Raw genomic sequence first — 19,114 nt, forward strand, 5'->3', positions numbered from 1 at the left:
CCGCGCTAAGCATTCGGCCATTCAGGACTGCTGCAAATTAAAACATAGGCATGTGCGTCCCAAGCCATGCCCTTGCACTCCCACTCCTCCCCCGAGAAAAGAATATGGCGATTACCGACTGGCCCGAAGAACAGCGCCCACGCGAGCGCTTGATCAAACATGGTGCGACGATCCTGTCAGATGCCGAATTGCTGGCAGTGTTCCTGCGCGTCGGCGTGGCAGGCAAAAGTGCCGTCGATCTGGCGCGCGATATGGTGCAACACTTTGGCTCCTTGAACGGCTTGTTTGCCGCCTCACTCCACGATTTCTCAAAGTTGAACGGGCTGGGTCCTGCAAAGTATGCGCAGCTACAAGCCGTACTGGAACTGGCCAAGCGTTCGCTATCCGAAGAACTACAAGCCGGGGTCACACTCAGCTCGCCACAAGCCGTCAAACAATATCTGCAGTTGCTGTTGGGTGGAAAAGCATACGAATCGTTTGCAGTGCTGTTTTTAGACGTCAAGAATCGATTGATCGCCTGCGAAGAGATGTTCCGCGGAACATTGACGCACACCAGCGTTTATCCAAGAGAAATCGTTAAGGTAGCACTGGGGCACAATGCTGCCAGCGTAATACTCGCGCACAATCATCCCTCCGGCACGCCTGAACCCAGTGCTGCGGATCACACTCTGACACAGGCGCTCAAGCAAGCCTTGGCACTGATAGACATTCGCGTACTGGATCATTTTGTCGTGGCAGGTAAACACGTTTATTCGTTTACCGAACATGGGCAGTTATGAGGTCAGAGTGCGTCCTGGAGAAAGACCGTATTCCATGCGGCAAAGCTATCACCCTTCGCTAGCGGTTCGGGCAGAGCGCCCGCAGAAAACCGTAACTGTATTGACTTTCAAGAGTGTGAATTGCTGAACACACAAATTGTTAAATTAATTTAACTAACAAGACACAATTAATTTACGCAAGTCGTTGAATAATCTCGATTTTTTAGATATACTCACGTTTTTTCCAATTCCGGAAATCTTTAGGAGCACAAATATGGCACGTGTATGCCAAGTCACTGGGAAGGGGCCGATGGTCGGCAACAACGTTTCCCATGCAAACAACAAAACGAAACGTCGTTTTTTGCCTAACTTGCAAAATCGCCGCATTTTCGTCGAGTCGGAAAATCGCTGGGTTTCCCTGCGTCTGTCCAACGCCGGCCTGCGCGTCATCGACAAGATCGGCATTGATGCCGTATTAGTCGATATGCGTGCTCGTGGCGAAAAAGTCTAACTAGCAGAATATTTAAGGAACCATCATGGCGAAATCTGGCCGCGACAAAATCAAGTTGGAATCGACCGCCGGTACGGGTCACTTCTACACGACTACCAAAAACAAGCGCACGACTCCGGAAAAAATGTCGATCATGAAATTTGATCCAAAAGTCCGCAAGCATGTTGAATACAAAGAAACGAAGATCAAATAATCGATCATCTCGTTTTTCATAAAAAACCGCTCATTAGAGCGGTTTTTTTTCGTCCATTCTCTCGTCGAGCTGCAATCGGTTCTTGCCCTTGCTTGCGTTTGCACCACACATAAAAAAAGCCCGATCACTCGGGCTTTTTGACATTCATGAAGACGTTTAAGCGTAACTACGCAGACGCAGGGAGAAGTCACGTAACGCGGTAATACCAGACGCTTCAGCGCGTACGCACCAATCTTGCAACTGATGCAGCAGCTGCTCACGGCTAGCGTGTGAGCGCTCCCAGATCGCACCGAGTTCGACACGCATTTCGTGCATCGTTTTCAAGGCCTTGCTGTGCGCGAACAATTGCGTCAACTGTTCCTTATGCGGCGCTTCCAGTTTGGTCGGTTCGCGATGCAGCAATTTTTTGACGGACTTCAGAAAACCCGATTCCAGCTGGGCTTTTTCCTTCAAATGCTCGAGCTCCTCGTGCCATGCCAGCTTCAAGGACTTTGCATACTTCGCTGTTACATCGTAACGATTCGAAATCACTGATTGCAGCGTATTGAAGTCCATGTGCAATTTGCCATGTTCAAATTTCGGTGCTGGCGCCACTTTTTTAACGGTAGCCAAGCCGACTGTTTCCAGTATCCGGATATACATCCAGCCGATATCGAACTCATACCATTTCGACGACAGCTTGGCCGATGTCCCAAACGTGTGGTGATTGTTATGCAGTTCTTCGCCACCAATCAGAATGCCGATGGGGAAGATATTCGTTGCCGCATCGTTGCATTCGTAGTTGCGATAACCCCAGTAGTGGCCGATACCGTTAATAATGCCCGCAGCGGTAATCGGAATCCATGCCATTTGTAGTGCCCAAACCGATACGCCGATCACGCCGAACAACAAGACGTTGATGATCAACATTAAAACGATGCCAGTCGCGCTGCGGCCTGTATAGAGATTACGTTCGAGCCAGTCGTCCGGCGTGCCGTAACCGTACTTTTCCATCGTTTCCATGTTCTTTGCTTCGGCACGGTATAACTCGGAGCCTTCAAAAAACACTTTTTTGATGCCACGGGTTACCGGGCTGTGCGGATCATCTACTGTTTCACATTTGGCGTGATGCTTGCGATGAATAGCAACCCATTCCTTGGTGACCATGCCGGATGTCATCCAAAGCCAGAAGCGGAAAAAGTGACTAGGAATCGGATGCAAATCCAGACCGCGATGTGTTGCGCAGCGATGCAGATAGATCGTCACTGCAGCGATGGTGATATGGGTAACGGCGAGTGCATAGAAAAACACTTCCCAGCCGCTCGCGCGGGTCAGGCCGTTGGACAGAAAATCGAGTACTGCATCTAACATCGTTGAGGCTCCATTTTGAATGGCATAGTCAGGGATAACTTATATGGTGTCCCTTCGCACAAAAACGAGGGGCAACTGAAAATTCGAGGAGAATTGTACCCTTTTTAGGGGCGAGAATCAGGCTAGTCGGGGCTTTGTGGCGAATTTAAGCGCTCTTTTATCGCACCATATTGCTCATCAATCAACCTTATTTCCCTGCGAGGAAAAGGAACGCTGATTTTATGCTCTTGAAATGAGCGCCAGATTGCTCGATTGACATCGGAAAGTACGCCGCCGCGTCCTTCAGGATCATTCACGAAAAAACCGAGTTGCAAATCGATGCCATCCGCGCCGAATGCGAGCAATGTCGCGCCGGGCGTACGATCCGGTCCCTTGCGCACACGTTCATGACCAAGCGCAGCTTCTTGCAGCAGGTGCAAGGCGAGATCGATATCGGTACGGTAATCGACGCTAATGCGTGTCGTCACTTGCACCACGCTATCAGTCAGCGAAAAATTCTGTACGGCGTTGGAGACAAACATTTCGTTTGGCACTACAGTATCGATACCATCGCCGCTGCGCAAAACCGTGTAACGCGTATTGATCTGCGACACACGTCCGGAAAATTTATCCAGCGTAACGGTGTCGCCTATCGTCAAACTGCGTTCCAGCAAAATGATGAAACCAGATACATAGCTGCTGGCGATTTTCTGCAAACCCAAACCCAAACCAACACCAAGCGCACCACCAAAAACCGACAACACGGTTAAATCAATCCCGACCATAGACAGGCTCAACAGAAGTCCGATCAAAATCAGCAAGGCTCTGCCCATGCGCGACAGCACGACACGCATCGAAGAGTGGATGGAAACGATGCCCATCAAGCGTTCTTCCAGCATGGCGGATGCCCACAAGGCAATCACCAATGTAATGCAAATTGAAAGCGCGCCCTGCAGCACCATCAGGACAGATATTTTGTTGCGCCCAAGCGGGATGGCGGTGTTTTCAAGTAGTTCAACAAGATCTGGTAACAGCCCCGTGATATGCATCGCAACCACGATCCATATCAAGAACGCAAACCCTTTGCTCGTGAGTAAAGCGAATCCGCCCAAACGGCCGCCCTGCGCAAATGCTTGTTGCATGACATACGAAAGCAAACGAATAAATGCGAAAGAACCTACCAGCGGAATTGCAATACGAACCAGATCAACGCCACCGCCCCAACGCAGCAACATCGGCTTGGCAACGACCAGCAACAGCAAGGTAAGCAGAGGCCACAGGACGCGTGTGAAACTTTCCAGCCCCAGTCGGCGCATCGGATTGACTTCTTCTTCGCGTGCAGTAATGACGCTGCGCGCGAAGCGAGCCAAAGCCCAACCGAGTACGAAACAAACGATCAGGGCAAGTAACTGCCAGCGCAACGCGGGTACGCCCATTTCAGTCGAGAAGTCAGCCCAAAGATTGGAAAGCAGGTTTTGATTCATTTTTCCGTTCAGATTTTAGGCTGCAACTTTACGTTCCAGAACGGCCGCGAAGAAGCCATCCGTGTGGTGCTGAGCAGGTGACAATTTCAAATAGGAATCCATCGCCAAATCAATTTTCTGTTCGGCCAACACATCACTCATAGGCACTAAAACAAAGTCATCTCTCGATGCAAGGAATTGTTCGACGATCGCTTCATTTTCTTCGTTCAGAATACTGCATGTCGCGTAAACCAAACGTCCGCCAGCTTTTACCAAACGCGCAGCCGCTGCCAGAATCGAAGTCTGCTTTTCATTTAATTCAACGATCGATTGCGGGGTCTGACGCCATTTAACATCCGGATTGCGACGCAAGGTTCCCAGTCCACTGCAAGGTGCATCGACCAATACGCGGTCGATCTTGCCAGCCAAACGTTTTACCTTGGTATCGTTCTCATGCGCGATCAATACCGGATGCACATTCGACAATCCGCTACGGGCGAGACGAGGCTTCAACTTGGCCAAACGTTTTTCAGAAATATCAAACGCGTACAAGCGACCGGTATTGCGCATCGTTGCACCCAGCGACAAGGTCTTGCCACCAGCACCAGCACAAAAATCGACGACCATTTCACCGCGTTTCGCGCCGACGATTTGCGACAACAACTGGCTGCCTTCATCTTGGACTTCAATCGCACCACTTTTAAACAAAGGCAGATTTTGCAAAGTTGGTTTTTTGATGATGCGAATACCAAGCGGTGCAAACGGAGTGAACTCGCACAAAATCGGGGCTTCGGCTAATTCCTTGACAACATCGTCACGCGTCGCCTTGATTGCGTTGACACGCAGATCCAGCGGCGCCGGTTGATTCATCGCGTGCGCCAGCTCTAACGTAGCGGTTTCACCGTCGCGCGCAACCAACTTATCGAACAGCCATTCAGGCAAATTCGCACGCAACATGGAAGGCAACAAAGTGCGATCAATTTGCATCACGTGATTAAGCCATTCGGTTTCTTCTTCGCTCAAACCCGCAAGCGAATCAACGCCGACCGCATCCGCCAAACCGAGCAAGGTCATGCGACGCATGGTCGGGCCATTGCCGGACTCTGCAAAACTTGTATAGACCGCCTTGTTGCGCAGCAAGCCGTAGATAGCTTCAGCAACCACGCCGCGTTCACGCGAACCGAGTCGGGGATGATCACGGAAATAGCGTGACAAGGTGCCGTCAGCCGGGCCGGTAAAACGCAAAATTTCGCGTAACACTTCTTCAGTGTTATTAATGATCGCGGGAGGCAATCTCATACATATTCCTTCATAAAGTATTTTTGCAGTTATTTCTGCTTGGCTGCTTAGCCTGGTTACTTAAGCAAGCCGTTTATTGAGTCAGCCGACGGCTCGACTTTGTCTGTTGCGATGCAAGCCACGCCATCAACCAGCGACAAGCGCCCCTCGATGAAGCTGCGAATGGCTTGCGGATAAATGATGTGCTCCTGTTCCAGCACGCGTGCCGCCAAGGTTTCCTCCGTATCGTCCGGCAATACCGACACGCTCGTCTGCGACACGATGGGGCCGTGATCAAGATCCGCGGTAACAAAATGTACGGTCGCACCATGAATCTTTACGCCTGCTGCCAATGCTTGTCGATGCGTCGCCAAACCGGTGAAACTCGGCAGTAAGGACGGGTGAATATTCAACATCCGCCCTGCGTAATGCGCGACAAAACGTGGCGTCAGGACCCGCATGAATCCTGCCAGAACCAGCAGATCCGGCGCAAACTCATCGATTCTGCTTTGCAGCGCGGAGTCAAATGCATCCCGCGTTGTGTAATCTTTGTGCGGAACGACAATCGCCGGAATACCCTGTTCAGCCGCGTGGCGCAAACCGCTGGCATCGGCCCGATTGCTGATAACGGCGGCAATCTTGACTGGCCATTTCTCATTTTGCGCGGCCCGAATGATGGCTTGCATATTGCTGCCACGGCCGGAAATCAAAATGACGATTGTTCTCATGGCGCGCATTGTACCGTACCGCGGACTTGCGGCATTTCATCCGGGGACGGCAAACGGAAACAAATTGGCGAAAGACGGCGCGTGGCGGCCATCAGGTCTGGAAAATAGAAAAGATGAAAAACAGATCAGCCGCGCTGGCACGGCCGAATCATGGAAAAATTACTGAAAAGAGTAAAACACGCGGAATGCGATCTTTTTATCCGCCCAGAAATCAGCTGCATCGCGGAATACGTCTAGCAATGTTTCCCGCGCTTCCTTGTCGAATTTTGGTGTATTAGGCAACTGTTCTAGGACCACCAGAAAGCCTGGTTGCGACCCTGCCTTGTGCGGAAGGCTGGTCAGGCAATCCGACAATGCGTCGAAATTTTTACCAAAATGACGGGGAAACTGAAACGCTTCTGCAATGGTGGCAAGCACCTGTTGCTTGGTTGTCGCGTGCGCGCAGTGTGCATACAGAAAATGTTGCCCAAGCTGTGCAGCCTCCGCTTGCAGATCGGCCACACGGAAAGCACGGATCGATTGCACTACATTTGACGGCACGGTTTTAAACAAACTCATTTATCCCTCATCTCCAGCAATTTACTATTAACGTCAAACTCAACTTCAATCGCTCACCTAATCGATAACTCGTTTGAAGCTTCTATAGTGGTCGGCGGTGTAATAATATTCGTGCGGCCTGCTTTTCTCTCCGCCGGTAATAATCCGCCTCGCCCCCCGATTGCGGGCATAGGGCGTTTTCACGGTAAATTCGCGATAATACCCGCGCTTTTGTTGCGGCAAAATCTTTTCGTAATTTCCAAACACGGAGCCATCTTTCTCATAAGGGAAAGGGCCGCCCTGACGAATCAATACGATGGTTTGCCTTGCCTCAGGTGGTAAATCCCTTGCTTGTATGGTGCCAAGCACGCCGGAATCGAAGGCAAAAGCATTGAAAGAAAGTAATAATGTAGCGAAAAACAGGGAAAAACGTGTGATTAATTTAACGTTCACCGAAATTCCTTCATAAATGCGGTTAATTCATGGCCAGACGGTGACATATCTGTCGCGCCGACACAGGAGAGTAACGTGTTGCGTTAACGGAATCAACCCGTAAGCGTTGGCTCTACTACACTGCGATCTGTGTTTTTCGATTCCGCACTACCCTTTTCATCTGTCCTCTGACTCGCGAAAAAGGCCAGAATTTCATTTTTATGGGCTGCGGCATCTTTCCTGCCCAAGGCAATTAATTCACAGGTGTAGCTTTTTTCAAACAAAAGATAGGATGCCAATGCCGCGCCGCGGACCTCGGTTGCACCTATGCCTGCCAGCAACATGCGCACCGGGCGCGGCAGGCTGCCGATATGGCGGCTGGCGATCGTATCCAATCGTTCGGAAGGGGCAATCGTCAACATTTCAACCGGCCGCAAAGGCGTCCTGCTTCTTTGCTCATCGTTCAATAACGACAAGGTATGGTTAACGCGATTCAGGCGTTCAATATCACCGGCAATACTGTCGAGGAAGATGCTGGACATTGCATGGCCGGCGATTTGCGCCAGACTCGGATATTGCGCATGAACTGCGGGATCAATGGCAGGTTCCAGTAAACGTCCGGCACCAATCACGAGGATCTTGTCTGCCCCCAAATGGATGGCAGGTGAAATCGGAGCCATCTGCCGCATTGAACCATCACCAAAATATTCGCGACGACCTTCGCAGTAAATCGGCGTGGCCGGAAAAATCAAGGGTATGGCTGACGATGCCAGCAAATGCTCGACCCCGATCTGACTGCGAACCGCAACGCGCTGCGTACGCACCCAAGGAGCAATATCGACTTCACTTTGATAGAACGTGATGTGCTTGCCGGCCGTATAGGAGGAAGCGGTCACTGCCAGGGCGTGTAATTTTCCATCAACCAACGCCGCGTCCAGCCGCGGCAGATTCAGCATGCGATTGAGCAGACTGACGAGCGGCGTATTGTCGAGTAAGGAGTTGGGGGGATTGGCCTTCCATTGACGCATCAGCCAGCCGAAAGACAGCAGCGACAACCATCTTGCTCCAGAACGCAGAACACCCAGCGAATCGGCCCGATACACTTGTTCGGCAGTGAAGTTTTCCCACACTTGAACGACCTTGTTCAAGCCGGCAGTGAAGTCATCGGCGTGACATGCCAAGGCAGTCGCATTGATCGCACCGGCCGACGTGCCGCAAATGATGTCATAGGGATTACGTTCGGGCGCCCACCCCGTGCCGTTCAATATTTCCGATACGGCGTGCAGGACACCGACCTGGTATGCAGCCCTGGCGCCACCACCCGTCAGTACTAGTCCGATTTTCTTTTGAGTGTGCATAGAAACCAATTATTAGGGTGTTTGATGTTTCGGGCAAGTATCACTGCAGCTGCCATATATCTCGACCAACCAGCTGGATGATTGCGGCCTTGGCGAGCCTGCGATTTTTCGGCGATGGCTTGAGAAATAATCCCTCAATCCCCTTTGGCAATTCCCTCGCGCCTTGGATCGGCGGCACCGAACCAGACGTCTTCGCCGTGTACGGACAAACGCATAATGCCGTGCAATCCCGAGGTTTGTTCCATGATCTGCACTTCATGCCCTTTGGCTTTCAATTGCCTGATCAATGTATCCGGCACACGTCCTTGTTCCAGTTCAGTCGGGCCATTGCGGCTACCGATATTCGGCAGATTGATCGCCTCTTGCACATTGAGGCCCCAATCCATCATGCCTATCAGCGTCTTGCTGACATAATTGATGATGGCAGAGCCGCCTGGCGAGCCGACCGACAGCACCAGCTTCTTCGATCCTTTTTCAAACACCAGGGTTGGCGACATGGAACTGCGTGGACGTTTTCCGCCCTGCACGCGATTCGCAATCGGGCCGTCGGCATCTACCGCTTCGGCAGAAAAATCGGTCAATTCATTGTTCAATAAAAAGCCACCTACCATCTGACGCGAGCCAAAGCCGTTTTCTATCGTGGTCGTCATTGCCAGGGCATGGCCGTCGCCGTCAACGATGGAAATATGCGAAGTCGATGGCAGTTCTGGCGATGTATCCGTGCCCCAAGCCAGCTGCTGCCGGAAAGGCATGCCAGCACGCGCCCGCCCCATCGACTGGTCACCGATCAATGCTGCGCGCTGCGCCAGATATTTTTTATCCAGCAGCGCACGCAAGCCGCCTTCTGGCAACGGAACAAAATCAGTATCGGCAATGTAGCGATTGCGATCGGCATAAGCCAAGCGCCCAGCTTCGGTAAACAGATGCACTGCTTCCGGATCGAGCACGCCGTCCACAGGCGCAAGTGCGCGCATATCCTTGGTTTCCAGTATGCCCAGGATCTGTGCGATCGCAATACCTCCCGATGAAGGCGGCGGCATCCCGCACACAGTCCAGACGCGATAATCGCTGCAAATCGCCGTGCGCGTTTTTGCCTGATAGCCGGCGAGATCCTGCACCGTCAAACCACCTGGATTGGTGGGATGCTGCGTTACCTTGCGTGCAATGTCTTGCGCGATTTTTCCCGTGTAAAAAGCATCGACACCTTCTGTCGCAATTTTTTGCAGGGTCGCTGCCAATGCCGGATTTTTTAACAGGTAACCTACAGGTCGTGACTTGCCTTGTGCATCATAGAAATAGGCTGCGGCTACCGGATCGGTTTTCAAATACGTTTCTGATTCCAGCAATATCGCCAGGCGTGGACTGAGAGCAAAGCCATCGCGCGCAAGCTTGATTGCAGGCTCAAACAATACATGCCACGGCAACTTGCCATATTGCTTGTGCGCCAGCGCCAACATGCGCAGCACCCCAGGCACACCGACCGACCGACCGCCCACTACCGCTTCATGAAAAGGCATCGCCTTGCCATCGGGGGATAGGAATAGTGTTTCGTTGGCGCTGGCCGGCGCTGTTTCACGGCCGTCAAATGCATCGATCTTTGCGCCGTCGAAATACAGCATGAACGCACCGCCGCCTATGCCCGACGATTGCGGTTCAACCAGGCCCAATACCATTTGCGTCGCAATCGCCGCATCCAATGCCGAACCGCCCGCCTTCAACATGTGATAACCGGCATCGACCGCCAGCGGATTGGCCGCCGCCACCATAAAGCGCTGCGCCATCCAGCCGTTTTTTTCGGTATAACCGCTACTGCCTTCCGGTTCGATAGGAACAGGCTTGTTGCCAAGCGGTGCAGTGCTGCAACCTGCAAGCAAGCTGGTGAACAAAAAAACAAAGAGAGACGCGACGAGCGGTGATTTAAGCATGCAGGATTCCATGTGTGACAAGCGGGACGGCGGTCTCAGTGTAAACCGCTTGAGGTCTGCTGTCGCGCCGCAAAGTACAGCGTCTGAAACCAGCAATAAATTGAAGCACCTTCAGCCAATAAAAAAGGCAGCTGCCGCTGCCTTTTACATGATGCACTGCGCTAAGGCTTGTCAGGCAGAGGAATGACAATTTTGTTGACTGGCACAACAACGGTCGTCGCCGGTTGAATGATAGTGACTTCTGTCACACCAAGAGGTTGCGCCGCGACCTGCAAACCAGTAGCAGGCAACAAGGGGACAATCAGCAAGGCCACGATATTGATAATCTTGATCAAGGGATTGACGGCCGGGCCCGCAGTGTCCTTGTAGGGATCGCCGACCGTATCGCCGGTTACCGCTGCTTTGTGTGCTTCCGAACCCTTGCCGCCATGATGGCCGTCTTCTATGTATTTCTTCGCATTGTCCCAGGCACCGCCACCTGTAGTCATAGAAATCGCCACAAAGATGCCGGTCACGATTGCACCCATTAGCAAGCCGCCCAAGGCTGCAGGTCCCAATATCATGCCGACCAGAATCGGTATGACTACCGGCAGCAAGGAAGGCACGATCATTTCCTTGATGGCAGCAGTGGTCAGCATATCGACGGCTTTATCGTATTCCGGTTTGCCTGTGCCATCCATGATGCCTTTGATGTCACGGAACTGGCGTCGCACCTCCATCACCACGGCACCGGCTGCGCGCCCGACTGCTTCCATTGCCATTGCTCCGAACAGATAGGGGATCAAGCCACCGATGAACAGGCCGACGATCACCAAAGGATTCGATAAGTCAAAGGCAGTACTTTTGCCTACAGAATCCAGTGCATGTGTGTAGTCGGCAAACAGTACCAGCGCCGCCAGACCAGCCGATCCGATCGCATAACCCTTGGTCACGGCCTTGGTCGTATTGCCGACTGCATCGAGCGGATCGGTAATCGCGCGCACCGATTCCGGCATGCCTGACATTTCGGCAATACCGCCGGCGTTATCGGTGATCGGGCCATATGCATCCAGCGCGACAATGATGCCCGCCATGGACAGCATTGACGTCGCGGCTATCGCAATGCCGTACAAACCGCCCAGCCAATACGATGCGAGGATCGCGCCGCACACCGAAACAACAGGCCATGCCGTCGAGCGCATCGATACGCCAAGGCCGGCAATGATATTGGTGCCGTGACCGGTGGTCGATGCCTGTGCCACATGCTGCACCGGCTTGAAATCGGTGCCGGTGTAATACTCTGTGATGTAGACCATCAAACCGGTCAGAACGATACCGACTATGGCAGAACCCATCATCGGAATGCGCAGTTCAGGCGGCATCACCGTCCAGGTAACGACCGCAAAGCCGATCAGCGACAAGATTGCGGCCCACCACAAACCGGTGTACAAGGCCGACATGATTTTCTTGCCGGGCTTGGCTTTCACCATCGTACAGCCGACGATGGAAGCAAGGATGGATACTCCGCCCAGCAACAAGGGATAAATCGCTGCCTGCAGCTCCATTCCTTTCAACATCAAGGAACCCAGCAACATGGTCGCAATCAGGGTAACGACATAGGTCTCGAACAAATCTGCTGCCATGCCGGCGCAATCACCCACGTTATCGCCTACGTTATCGGCAATCACGGCCGGATTACGCGGATCGTCTTCGGGAATACCCGCCTCGACCTTGCCTACCAGATCGGCACCGACGTCGGCGCCCTTGGTAAAAATACCGCCGCCGAGTCGCGCAAAGATGGAAATCAGCGACGCACCAAATGCGAGGCCAATCAAAGGTGTGATTGCATCGTGCAAGTTCGCCGCATTACCAGCACCGTAGGTAATCAGGTAGACGTAAAAAAGTGTGACGCCGAGCAAGCCCAAACCGACTACCAGCATGCCGGTAATAGCACCGCCCTTGAAAGCGACATCGAGTGCCTCATTCATGCCTTTGGTTGCAGCTTGCGCAGTACGTACATTGGCACGCACAGAAACATTCATGCCGATAAAACCGCAAGCGCCGGATAACACGGCGCCGATCAGAAAACCGATGGCAGTCTTCAAACCGAGTCCGGGCACAATCGCAATGATGATGAAGAGTACCGCACCGACGACGGCAATCGTGCGGTACTGTCGCGCAAGATAGGCGGCGGCACCGGTTTGAATCGCACTGGCGATTTCCTGCATGAGAGGATTGCCGGCATCCTGCCTCAGGATCCAGCTACGTGAGATCAAACCATAAACAACGGCAATGACGCCGCATGCAATGGCGAACCAAATACTTGATGCCATATCGACTCCTCCAATTTTTTTTAACGACTTAGTTAACCACTACGACATTACGACCGACATTTAAAAAAACGTCCTCCGAACTGCGTACTGCAAAACTTTCCGTCGCCCTTGTTATTCTTTGGATGCCAGGGCTGGCTGAGTCTGATACTGCCATCAATATGTCTTCATGCTATAGCGATACGGGAGCAAGGACAAGTGATGCCAAACTTATTGCTCACGCTATTGCACAGGCATGAAAAAAGCGGACACATGGTCCGCTTTCTCTTTAACCTTCCAACGCTTTGAATGCGCTGTCGCGAATCTGATCGACCGGACCGACACCGGCGATCTTGCGGTATTTGGGAGCGCCCGGTTTGCCGGATGCGGCCCATTGATTGTAGTAACCAACCAGCACTTCTGTTTGTTCGTGATAAACCGACAGGCGTTTCTTGACGGTTTCTTCCTTGTCGTCGTCACGCTGGATCAATTCTTCACCTGTGATGTCGTCACGACCTTCGGCCTTCGGTGGATTGAATTTGACATGATAGGTACGACCCGAAGCTGGATGCACGCGACGACCGCTCATGCGCTCGACGATCGCCTCATCCGGCACATCGATTTCGAGCACGTAGTCGATCGCCACACCGGCATCCTTCATTGCATCTGCCTGTGGAATCGTGCGCGGGAATCCATCGAACAGATAACCATGGGCGCAGTCTGCGTCTTTCAATCTGTCTTTGACCAAACCGATGATGATGTCATCGGAAACCAGGCCGCCTTCGTCCATGATTTTTTTAGCGGCGATGCCCAGCGGTGTGCCGGCCTTGACCGCCGCGCGCAACATATCACCCGTCGAAATTTGCGGGATGTTGAATTTCTCTTTGATGAAACCAGCTTGCGTGCCTTTACCGGCACCAGGCGCTCCTAAAAGGATGAGGCGCATGAATTTTTCCTAAAACGAGTTTTTGAATTCTATTTCCGAAGGGCGCAAAAGCGGCACCGGGGATAGTCTTGATCTATAGATATAAGCTATGAACTTTGCACGAAACTTACCACAAAATTATATCAAACCGATAATTTGCGTTTGTTGCGCCGCAGTATAAAACGCAATCACTAAGCGAAATAATGGCGTACGCGCTGCAGGTCTTCCGGTGTATCTACCCCCGCCGCAGGCGCGTGCGGCGTAACGTAGACTGCAATCGGCACCCCGTGCCACAACACGCGCAATTGCTCCAGCGCTTCAACTTGTTCCAGTGGGGAAACAGCCAGTTGCGGATACGCCTGCAGGAAGTCATTGCGGTAAGCGTACAAACCGATATGGCGCAGCGGTGAATACGCAGCAGGCATCACATCCTTGCTCTGTGCAAAACCGTCGCGATGCCAGGGAATTGTTGCCCTGGAAAAATAAAGTGCACGTCCCGCCTTATCCAATACCACTTTCACCACATTCGGATTGAATGCATCAGCCATGTCATCAATTGCATGCGCAGCCGTTGCCATCGGTACATCATGGGCAATCAAACGCGCCGTGGCTGCAATCAGCGATGGATCAATCAAAGGTTCGTCGCCCTGTACATTGACCACCACCGTATCGGCGGACAAGCCGAGTGCTGCCGCCACTTCGGCAATACGATCGGTACCCGACGGGTGGTCGGCACGCGTCATTTGCACTGCGATGTTGTTGTGCGTGCATGCCGCAAAAATATCGGCATGATCGGTCGCGACGATGACTTGTGCCGCACCCGATTGCATCGCGCGCTCAGCCACGCGTACGATCATCGGCTTGCCGCCGAGATCAGCCAACGGTTTATTCGGCAAGCGGGTGGAAGCGAGACGGGCAGGAATAATGACAGTAAAAGACATCAGCGGATTCCGGAATGGCGCAGCCAGCCTCAGCCGGCTGAAGGTGTAGCTTGCAGATCGCGCGCCTGATCGGCCCACATGATAGGGATGCCATCGCGGATGGGATACGCGAGTTTATCGGCGTTGCAAATCAGTTCTTGCGCTTTTTTGTCGTGCTCCAGCGGCCCTTTGCAAATGGGGCAAACCAGAATATCAAGCAGGCGAGTGTCCACGAAGTTTCTCCACAATTCTTTTGGCAAACGGGTTATCAAGATGCGCCGTTACGGGTACGACCCAGATACGCGGGTCGTTTCTTATTGCATCATTCTGTCGACATTTTACTGCATCCTTTTCCGTGATCAGAATCACGTCTGCAGCCACATCGGCAAATGGATTATCGAGGTAATCGTAATGGTCGGGCAGAGGCAACTCGTCAAACTGCAAACCGGCATTGCTCAACTGCGCAAAAAACCTGGATGGATTGCCGATTCCGGCCGCAGCCAGAATGCGCGCTGGTGAAAATCCGGTGGTCGCAGCGGAAAATGAGCGCAGTGCACGCGACAGGGCGTGACCTTCTTCGGTACTCGAAGACGCCAGCGGTTCCGCCATCACGCCGGACAAATGCATTTGAAAAACCTCTTCCTGCATCGGCGTTTTTTCGGCCGAGCCGTTCAAGACGGTGAAATCGCGACGGCGCGATACCGGTTCGCGCAAAGGTCCCGCCGGCAACAACCAGCCATTGCCAACCCCGCGCGTGTCAAACAGGATGATCTCTATATCGCGCACCAACCGGTAATGCTGCAAGCCGTCGTCGGACACGATCACATCGACTTGCGGATGCGCGGCCAGCAAGGAGGTGGCCGCCGCAATGCGGTCCCTCCCGACGACTACCGGGCACTGCGCCCGATATGCAATCAGCAAAGGCTCGTCACCCACCTCTTGTGCCAGTGACGATGCAGTCACTTCCTGCGCAAATGATTTCTTGCCGCCGTAACCGCGCGATATCACACCCGGCGTATAACCGGCCTGCTTCAGCGTGTGCACCAGCCAGATCGTCAGCGGTGTTTTGCCGGTACCGCCGACAAAGATATTGCCAACGACGATTACAGGAACCGGCAAGCGCTGAGCCTTGTAAATTCCCGCCTGATATGACCATCGTCGCAAGCCCGCCAATGCACCGAACACGCAGGATAGTGGCAACAGCATGCGCGCGGGCCAGCCGCGATGCGTCCAGGTTCGCGTCAAAAAATCTTCTAGGGAGGAACGTTCCAGGGCCAAGGGCGTGATTCCGTGAATGAAAGAAGCTGCCTGCAAACGCTGCGCTCAAAAGCGCAGCACCAATATGACAGGACTTACTTTTTACCGCTGGTTTGTGCTGCGAATGTGACCTTGGAATAACCGGCAATGCGCGCCGCTTCCAATACATTGATCACGGTTTGATGCGTGGCAGTGGCTTCAGCCGCAATGATCACGACAGGATCAACATTGGTTTTGCCGGATGCCGCCGCTGCCGCAGTCAACTCGGCAGCCAGTGCTTCCGGATTTTGTACAGCAACACGCGTGTTATTGATTGCGTAACGACCTTGTGCATCAACGATGACGTTGATTTCAAACGGCCGCTCCATCGCCTTTTCTGCATCGGCAGTCGGCAAGGTGATTTGCAGCGCGGTGAACTTGCTGTAGCTGGTCGATACCATCAAAAAAATCAGGATCACCAACAAGACGTCGATGAAGGCGATCAGATTGATTTCGGGATCTTCGCGACCCTGCCCTTTGCGAAAATTCATGAGGCGTTTCTTTCAGTGGCTTTTCGGTGGCTTACTTGCGTGCGCCGTGCACGATGTCGACGAACTTCACGGCTTGCTGTTCCATGTCGATGATGAAGCTGTCGACCAGCGCGCGAAAATGACGATAGAAGACCAGCGATGGCATCGCAATCGCCAGGCCGAAACCGGTGTTATAAAGTGCGATCGAAATGCCGTGCGCCAGCTGTGCAGGATTGGCGCCGGTACCGGTTGCATTTTGTGAACCGAAAATTTCAATCATGCCGACCACGGTACCGAACAAACCCATCAATGGTGCCAGCGTAGCAATCGTGCCCAGCGTCGTCAGGAAGCGTTCCAGCTCATGCGCGGTGCCGCGCCCCGCTTCTTCTATCGATTCCTTCATCACATCGCGCGGCGCATCGACATTGCGCAAACCGGCCGCCAGTACGCGTCCAAGCGGCGAATTCTGTTCCAGTGTATTGATCACATTCGCATCAATCTTTCCGTTGTGATAAACCCGGACTACTTCATCCAGCAGCTTCGGCGGCAAAATACGCGGACGGCGCAAGTAGATCGAACGTTCAATAATCAGGGTAAGGGCAATGACAGATGCGATCAGCAGCAGCCAGATCGGCCAGCCTGCTGCTTGAATAATGGCGAGCAAAGTAAGCTCCTTCTTTGGTTCAGTGATGATGGATGGAGAATGTAACGGTTTGCCGCAGGGAGAGCAAGCGATGCCTGCATTCGGCGGCACAGGCACACGCCAGTGTTACCAGCATGTTAACCGGCATCGGTCCGGAGGCAGAAAAATCTTTAATCGGTCGCCTGCAAAGCGACTGCAGGGTTGTGCACAATTTCTGTGGATAACATTGTGTGCAACTGTGTTTAAGTAGGCAAAGCGCTTGATTTAAAAGAAGATTTTTTCACTGCTTCTAAATGAGGCGCTACGGACAAGCGTACTCGGCGAATGACTTTTCCCATCGGAGACTGCCCCCAGAGGATGAAGCGATGTCCTGCATCGGGCTGGCCGACGCAAGACATATTCAGTTAATCCCGCGGAACATCGCACATTGCCTGAAAGTCTCTTCAGAGAATGGGATTTTTTTGCTCTTGCAGAATTTCGACGTGAGCTTCAGCAATTCTTTGATGTCGCGACCACTGGATCTCGAATAAGTGTTGCTCAAGGCATCGATTAATTCATCGGACAGGCCGACACGGAATTGGGTCGCCAGTGATTTCCACAGCCGCATGGCATCTTCTTTCGACGGGGTTTCATACTGTATCGTCGCGATGCAGCGCGACAAGATCGCATCGTCCACATCCTGAATGCGATTGGTCGTCATGAACAACAAGCCGTTGAAATATTCCAGCGTGCGCAGGAATTCAGCCACGATCGCATTGTGCTGCAGATCGTTATCTCGGCAGCGGATGTAGACATCCGCTTCATCCAGCAACAGAATCGCATCCCAGCGTGCAGCACGCTGCAGGATTTGCGACAAATTCTGCTCTACCGATTCTGCCGTAATGCCTAGCTGGCCCGAATGCACGCGGTACAAGGGCTTGCCGACGACTTCTGAATACACCTCTGCCGTCAGCGTCTTGCCCAGGCCAGGTGCGCCCTTGCACAAAATCGTGGTACCGCCCGATTTGCCTTCAACGATGTCTTCCATCAATACCGTCATGTCGGCAGTCAGGATATCAATCAGGTCGCGATGATGCTCGGGCAGGATCAGCTTGTCGCGCAGTTCCGGCTTGTACTGGTATTCAATCAAATTCTGTACGTGCACCCAGATGTCCTGATGCAGTTCCAGATGGAACATGTACAGATAACAGTGCAGCGGAATTTTTTCGAAGCCGACGTCAAAACCGCTTTCACGCCAGAACGAGGCATCTGCACTCATTTCAAAACGGCGATCCAGATTTTCCTCATCGTTGACGCATTTCGCAATCACACCGTCCTTGATGCGCATCAGATGGAAACGTGACTTTTCATCCATGACAAACGCCGATTTTCGCGCGATGAACTGTGCGCCGAACTGCGCCTGATATTTGAGGAAGCGCTTGGATTGTTCTTCGTATTCCTGCTTGAACTCGGCGCACTCTTTAAAGTAGCCCTGATCGATCAGTAATTCTGGGATCGTGCGATTGGCAATATCGTTGGCATTGATCACGATCGCATTCGTCATGCCGGAACGGCGCATGCGGTGATCGGGCGAGGCCTCCTTGCTGGCGGCCTGCATGGTATTTGCCAGCAGATCGATGACGACGTACGGCGCGCCCTGATCCGGCACAATGTGGCGCAGTCTATGCACCAGCCATGGCAGCAGCACGCCATCTTTATTACGCTTGTAGAGCCAGCCGTCGATAACATCGCGGGAAAAGTAGGCAGCCAGGCCAGGCACCAGCATGTCAAGGCTGGGAATCTTGCGCGCTTGGGGCGCACCGAGAATATTATCTTGTGCCAGCATCTGGAACATCAGCGCGCGTTCATCCTGCGCCTTGCACAAATCGTACAAGGTATTCAGCGCGGTGGCATCGAACAGGCGGCTGGGGACCACCATTTTGCCGTGACAAACGCCATGCTCATTGAGCCGCTTTGCCAGCGGCGAGTTGGCTTCTATCATGCCGAGCAAAACGGTAACCAGCGATTCGGGTATTTCAAAATCCATCACAACTCCTGCTAATTTCGTGCCGTCGCAAATG

Annotated in this window: 19 protein-coding genes; 3 read left to right on the forward strand and 16 right to left on the reverse strand. The window is 52.8% G+C overall.

Annotated elements, in window-relative coordinates; all coding sequences use genetic code 11:
- Window positions 1-104 precede the first annotated feature (104 nt).
- The 3 genes from radC to rpmG all read left to right on the forward strand — a co-directional run bounded on the left by radC (window position 105) and on the right by rpmG (window position 1,462).
- Window positions 105-779, forward strand: coding sequence for a RadC family protein (gene radC / locus ACFQO0_RS02325; protein ID WP_382232432.1), 675 nt, complete (start codon window positions 105-107; stop codon window positions 777-779).
- A 253-nt stretch (window positions 780-1,032) separates the two neighbouring features.
- Window positions 1,033-1,269 (forward strand): 50S ribosomal protein L28, encoded by a 237-nt coding sequence (gene rpmB, locus ACFQO0_RS02330; protein ID WP_011871857.1) that lies wholly within the window; start codon window positions 1,033-1,035, stop codon window positions 1,267-1,269.
- 25 nt (window positions 1,270-1,294) lie between these two features.
- Complete coding sequence (rpmG, locus tag ACFQO0_RS02335; RefSeq protein ID WP_009667251.1) at window positions 1,295-1,462, forward strand: 50S ribosomal protein L33; 168 nt, start codon at window positions 1,295-1,297, stop codon at window positions 1,460-1,462.
- Between the two features lie 156 nt (window positions 1,463-1,618).
- On the opposite strand, the gene ACFQO0_RS02340 is transcribed toward rpmG, so the two are convergent.
- The 16 genes from ACFQO0_RS02340 to ACFQO0_RS02415 all read right to left on the reverse strand — a co-directional run bounded on the left by ACFQO0_RS02340 (window position 1,619) and on the right by ACFQO0_RS02415 (window position 19,080).
- Entirely contained in the window at window positions 1,619-2,812 is a 1,194-nt protein-coding gene (locus ACFQO0_RS02340; RefSeq protein ID WP_382232433.1) for a DesA family fatty acid desaturase, read from the reverse strand.
- Window positions 2,813-2,934: 122 nt separating this feature from the next.
- Window positions 2,935-4,275, reverse strand: a complete 1,341-nt coding sequence (locus tag ACFQO0_RS02345) for a mechanosensitive ion channel family protein (protein WP_382232434.1) — start codon at window positions 4,273-4,275, stop codon at window positions 2,935-2,937.
- Window positions 4,276-4,290: 15 nt separating this feature from the next.
- Window positions 4,291-5,553 (reverse strand): RsmB/NOP family class I SAM-dependent RNA methyltransferase, encoded by a 1,263-nt coding sequence (locus ACFQO0_RS02350; RefSeq protein ID WP_382232435.1) that lies wholly within the window; start codon window positions 5,551-5,553, stop codon window positions 4,291-4,293.
- 56 nt (window positions 5,554-5,609) lie between these two features.
- On the reverse strand, window positions 5,610-6,260 hold the full coding sequence (purN, locus tag ACFQO0_RS02355; RefSeq protein ID WP_382232436.1) for a phosphoribosylglycinamide formyltransferase: 651 nt from the start codon (window positions 6,258-6,260) through the stop codon (window positions 5,610-5,612).
- 159 nt (window positions 6,261-6,419) lie between these two features.
- Complete coding sequence (locus ACFQO0_RS02360; protein ID WP_382232437.1) at window positions 6,420-6,818, reverse strand: barstar family protein; 399 nt, start codon at window positions 6,816-6,818, stop codon at window positions 6,420-6,422.
- Between the two features lie 57 nt (window positions 6,819-6,875).
- A complete protein-coding gene (locus ACFQO0_RS02365) occupies window positions 6,876-7,250 on the reverse strand; it encodes a guanyl-specific ribonuclease (RefSeq protein ID WP_382232438.1) in 375 nt (124 codons plus the stop codon).
- A 92-nt stretch (window positions 7,251-7,342) separates the two neighbouring features.
- On the reverse strand, window positions 7,343-8,587 hold the full coding sequence (locus ACFQO0_RS02370; protein WP_382232439.1) for a patatin-like phospholipase family protein: 1,245 nt from the start codon (window positions 8,585-8,587) through the stop codon (window positions 7,343-7,345).
- 134 nt (window positions 8,588-8,721) lie between these two features.
- Window positions 8,722-10,512, reverse strand: coding sequence for a gamma-glutamyltransferase (gene ggt / locus ACFQO0_RS02375; RefSeq protein WP_382232440.1), 1,791 nt, complete (start codon window positions 10,510-10,512; stop codon window positions 8,722-8,724).
- A gap of 161 nt (window positions 10,513-10,673) precedes the next feature.
- Entirely contained in the window at window positions 10,674-12,824 is a 2,151-nt protein-coding gene (locus ACFQO0_RS02380) for a sodium-translocating pyrophosphatase (protein ID WP_382232441.1), read from the reverse strand.
- Window positions 12,825-13,089: 265 nt separating this feature from the next.
- Entirely contained in the window at window positions 13,090-13,746 is a 657-nt protein-coding gene (adk, locus tag ACFQO0_RS02385; protein ID WP_382232442.1) for an adenylate kinase, read from the reverse strand.
- A gap of 170 nt (window positions 13,747-13,916) precedes the next feature.
- Window positions 13,917-14,666 carry a 3-deoxy-manno-octulosonate cytidylyltransferase gene (gene kdsB, locus ACFQO0_RS02390; RefSeq protein ID WP_382232443.1) on the reverse strand — a complete coding sequence of 250 codons (750 nt, stop codon included), beginning with the start codon at window positions 14,664-14,666 and terminating at the stop codon, window positions 13,917-13,919.
- Between the two features lie 29 nt (window positions 14,667-14,695).
- Window positions 14,696-14,878, reverse strand: a complete 183-nt coding sequence (locus ACFQO0_RS02395; RefSeq protein WP_382232444.1) for a Trm112 family protein — start codon at window positions 14,876-14,878, stop codon at window positions 14,696-14,698.
- The gene (gene lpxK / locus ACFQO0_RS02400) at window positions 14,859-15,923 is read right to left on the reverse strand and encodes a tetraacyldisaccharide 4'-kinase (protein ID WP_382232445.1); all 1,065 of its coding nucleotides are present in this window, start codon (window positions 15,921-15,923) and stop codon (window positions 14,859-14,861) included. The genes ACFQO0_RS02395 and lpxK overlap by 20 nt, the downstream gene beginning before the upstream one ends.
- A 74-nt stretch (window positions 15,924-15,997) precedes the next feature.
- The gene (locus ACFQO0_RS02405) at window positions 15,998-16,432 is read right to left on the reverse strand and encodes an ExbD/TolR family protein (protein ID WP_382232446.1); all 435 of its coding nucleotides are present in this window, start codon (window positions 16,430-16,432) and stop codon (window positions 15,998-16,000) included.
- A 31-nt stretch (window positions 16,433-16,463) separates the two neighbouring features.
- Entirely contained in the window at window positions 16,464-17,075 is a 612-nt protein-coding gene (locus ACFQO0_RS02410) for a MotA/TolQ/ExbB proton channel family protein (RefSeq protein WP_382232447.1), read from the reverse strand.
- Window positions 17,076-17,454: 379 nt separating this feature from the next.
- Window positions 17,455-19,080, reverse strand: a complete 1,626-nt coding sequence (locus ACFQO0_RS02415) for an AAA family ATPase (protein ID WP_382232448.1) — start codon at window positions 19,078-19,080, stop codon at window positions 17,455-17,457.
- Window positions 19,081-19,114: the final 34 nt, after the last annotated feature.

The sequence above is a fragment of the Herminiimonas aquatilis genome (assembly GCF_042665175.1).
In the GTDB taxonomy this organism is placed as follows: Bacteria; Pseudomonadota; Gammaproteobacteria; order Burkholderiales; family Burkholderiaceae_D; genus Oxalicibacterium; species Oxalicibacterium aquatilis.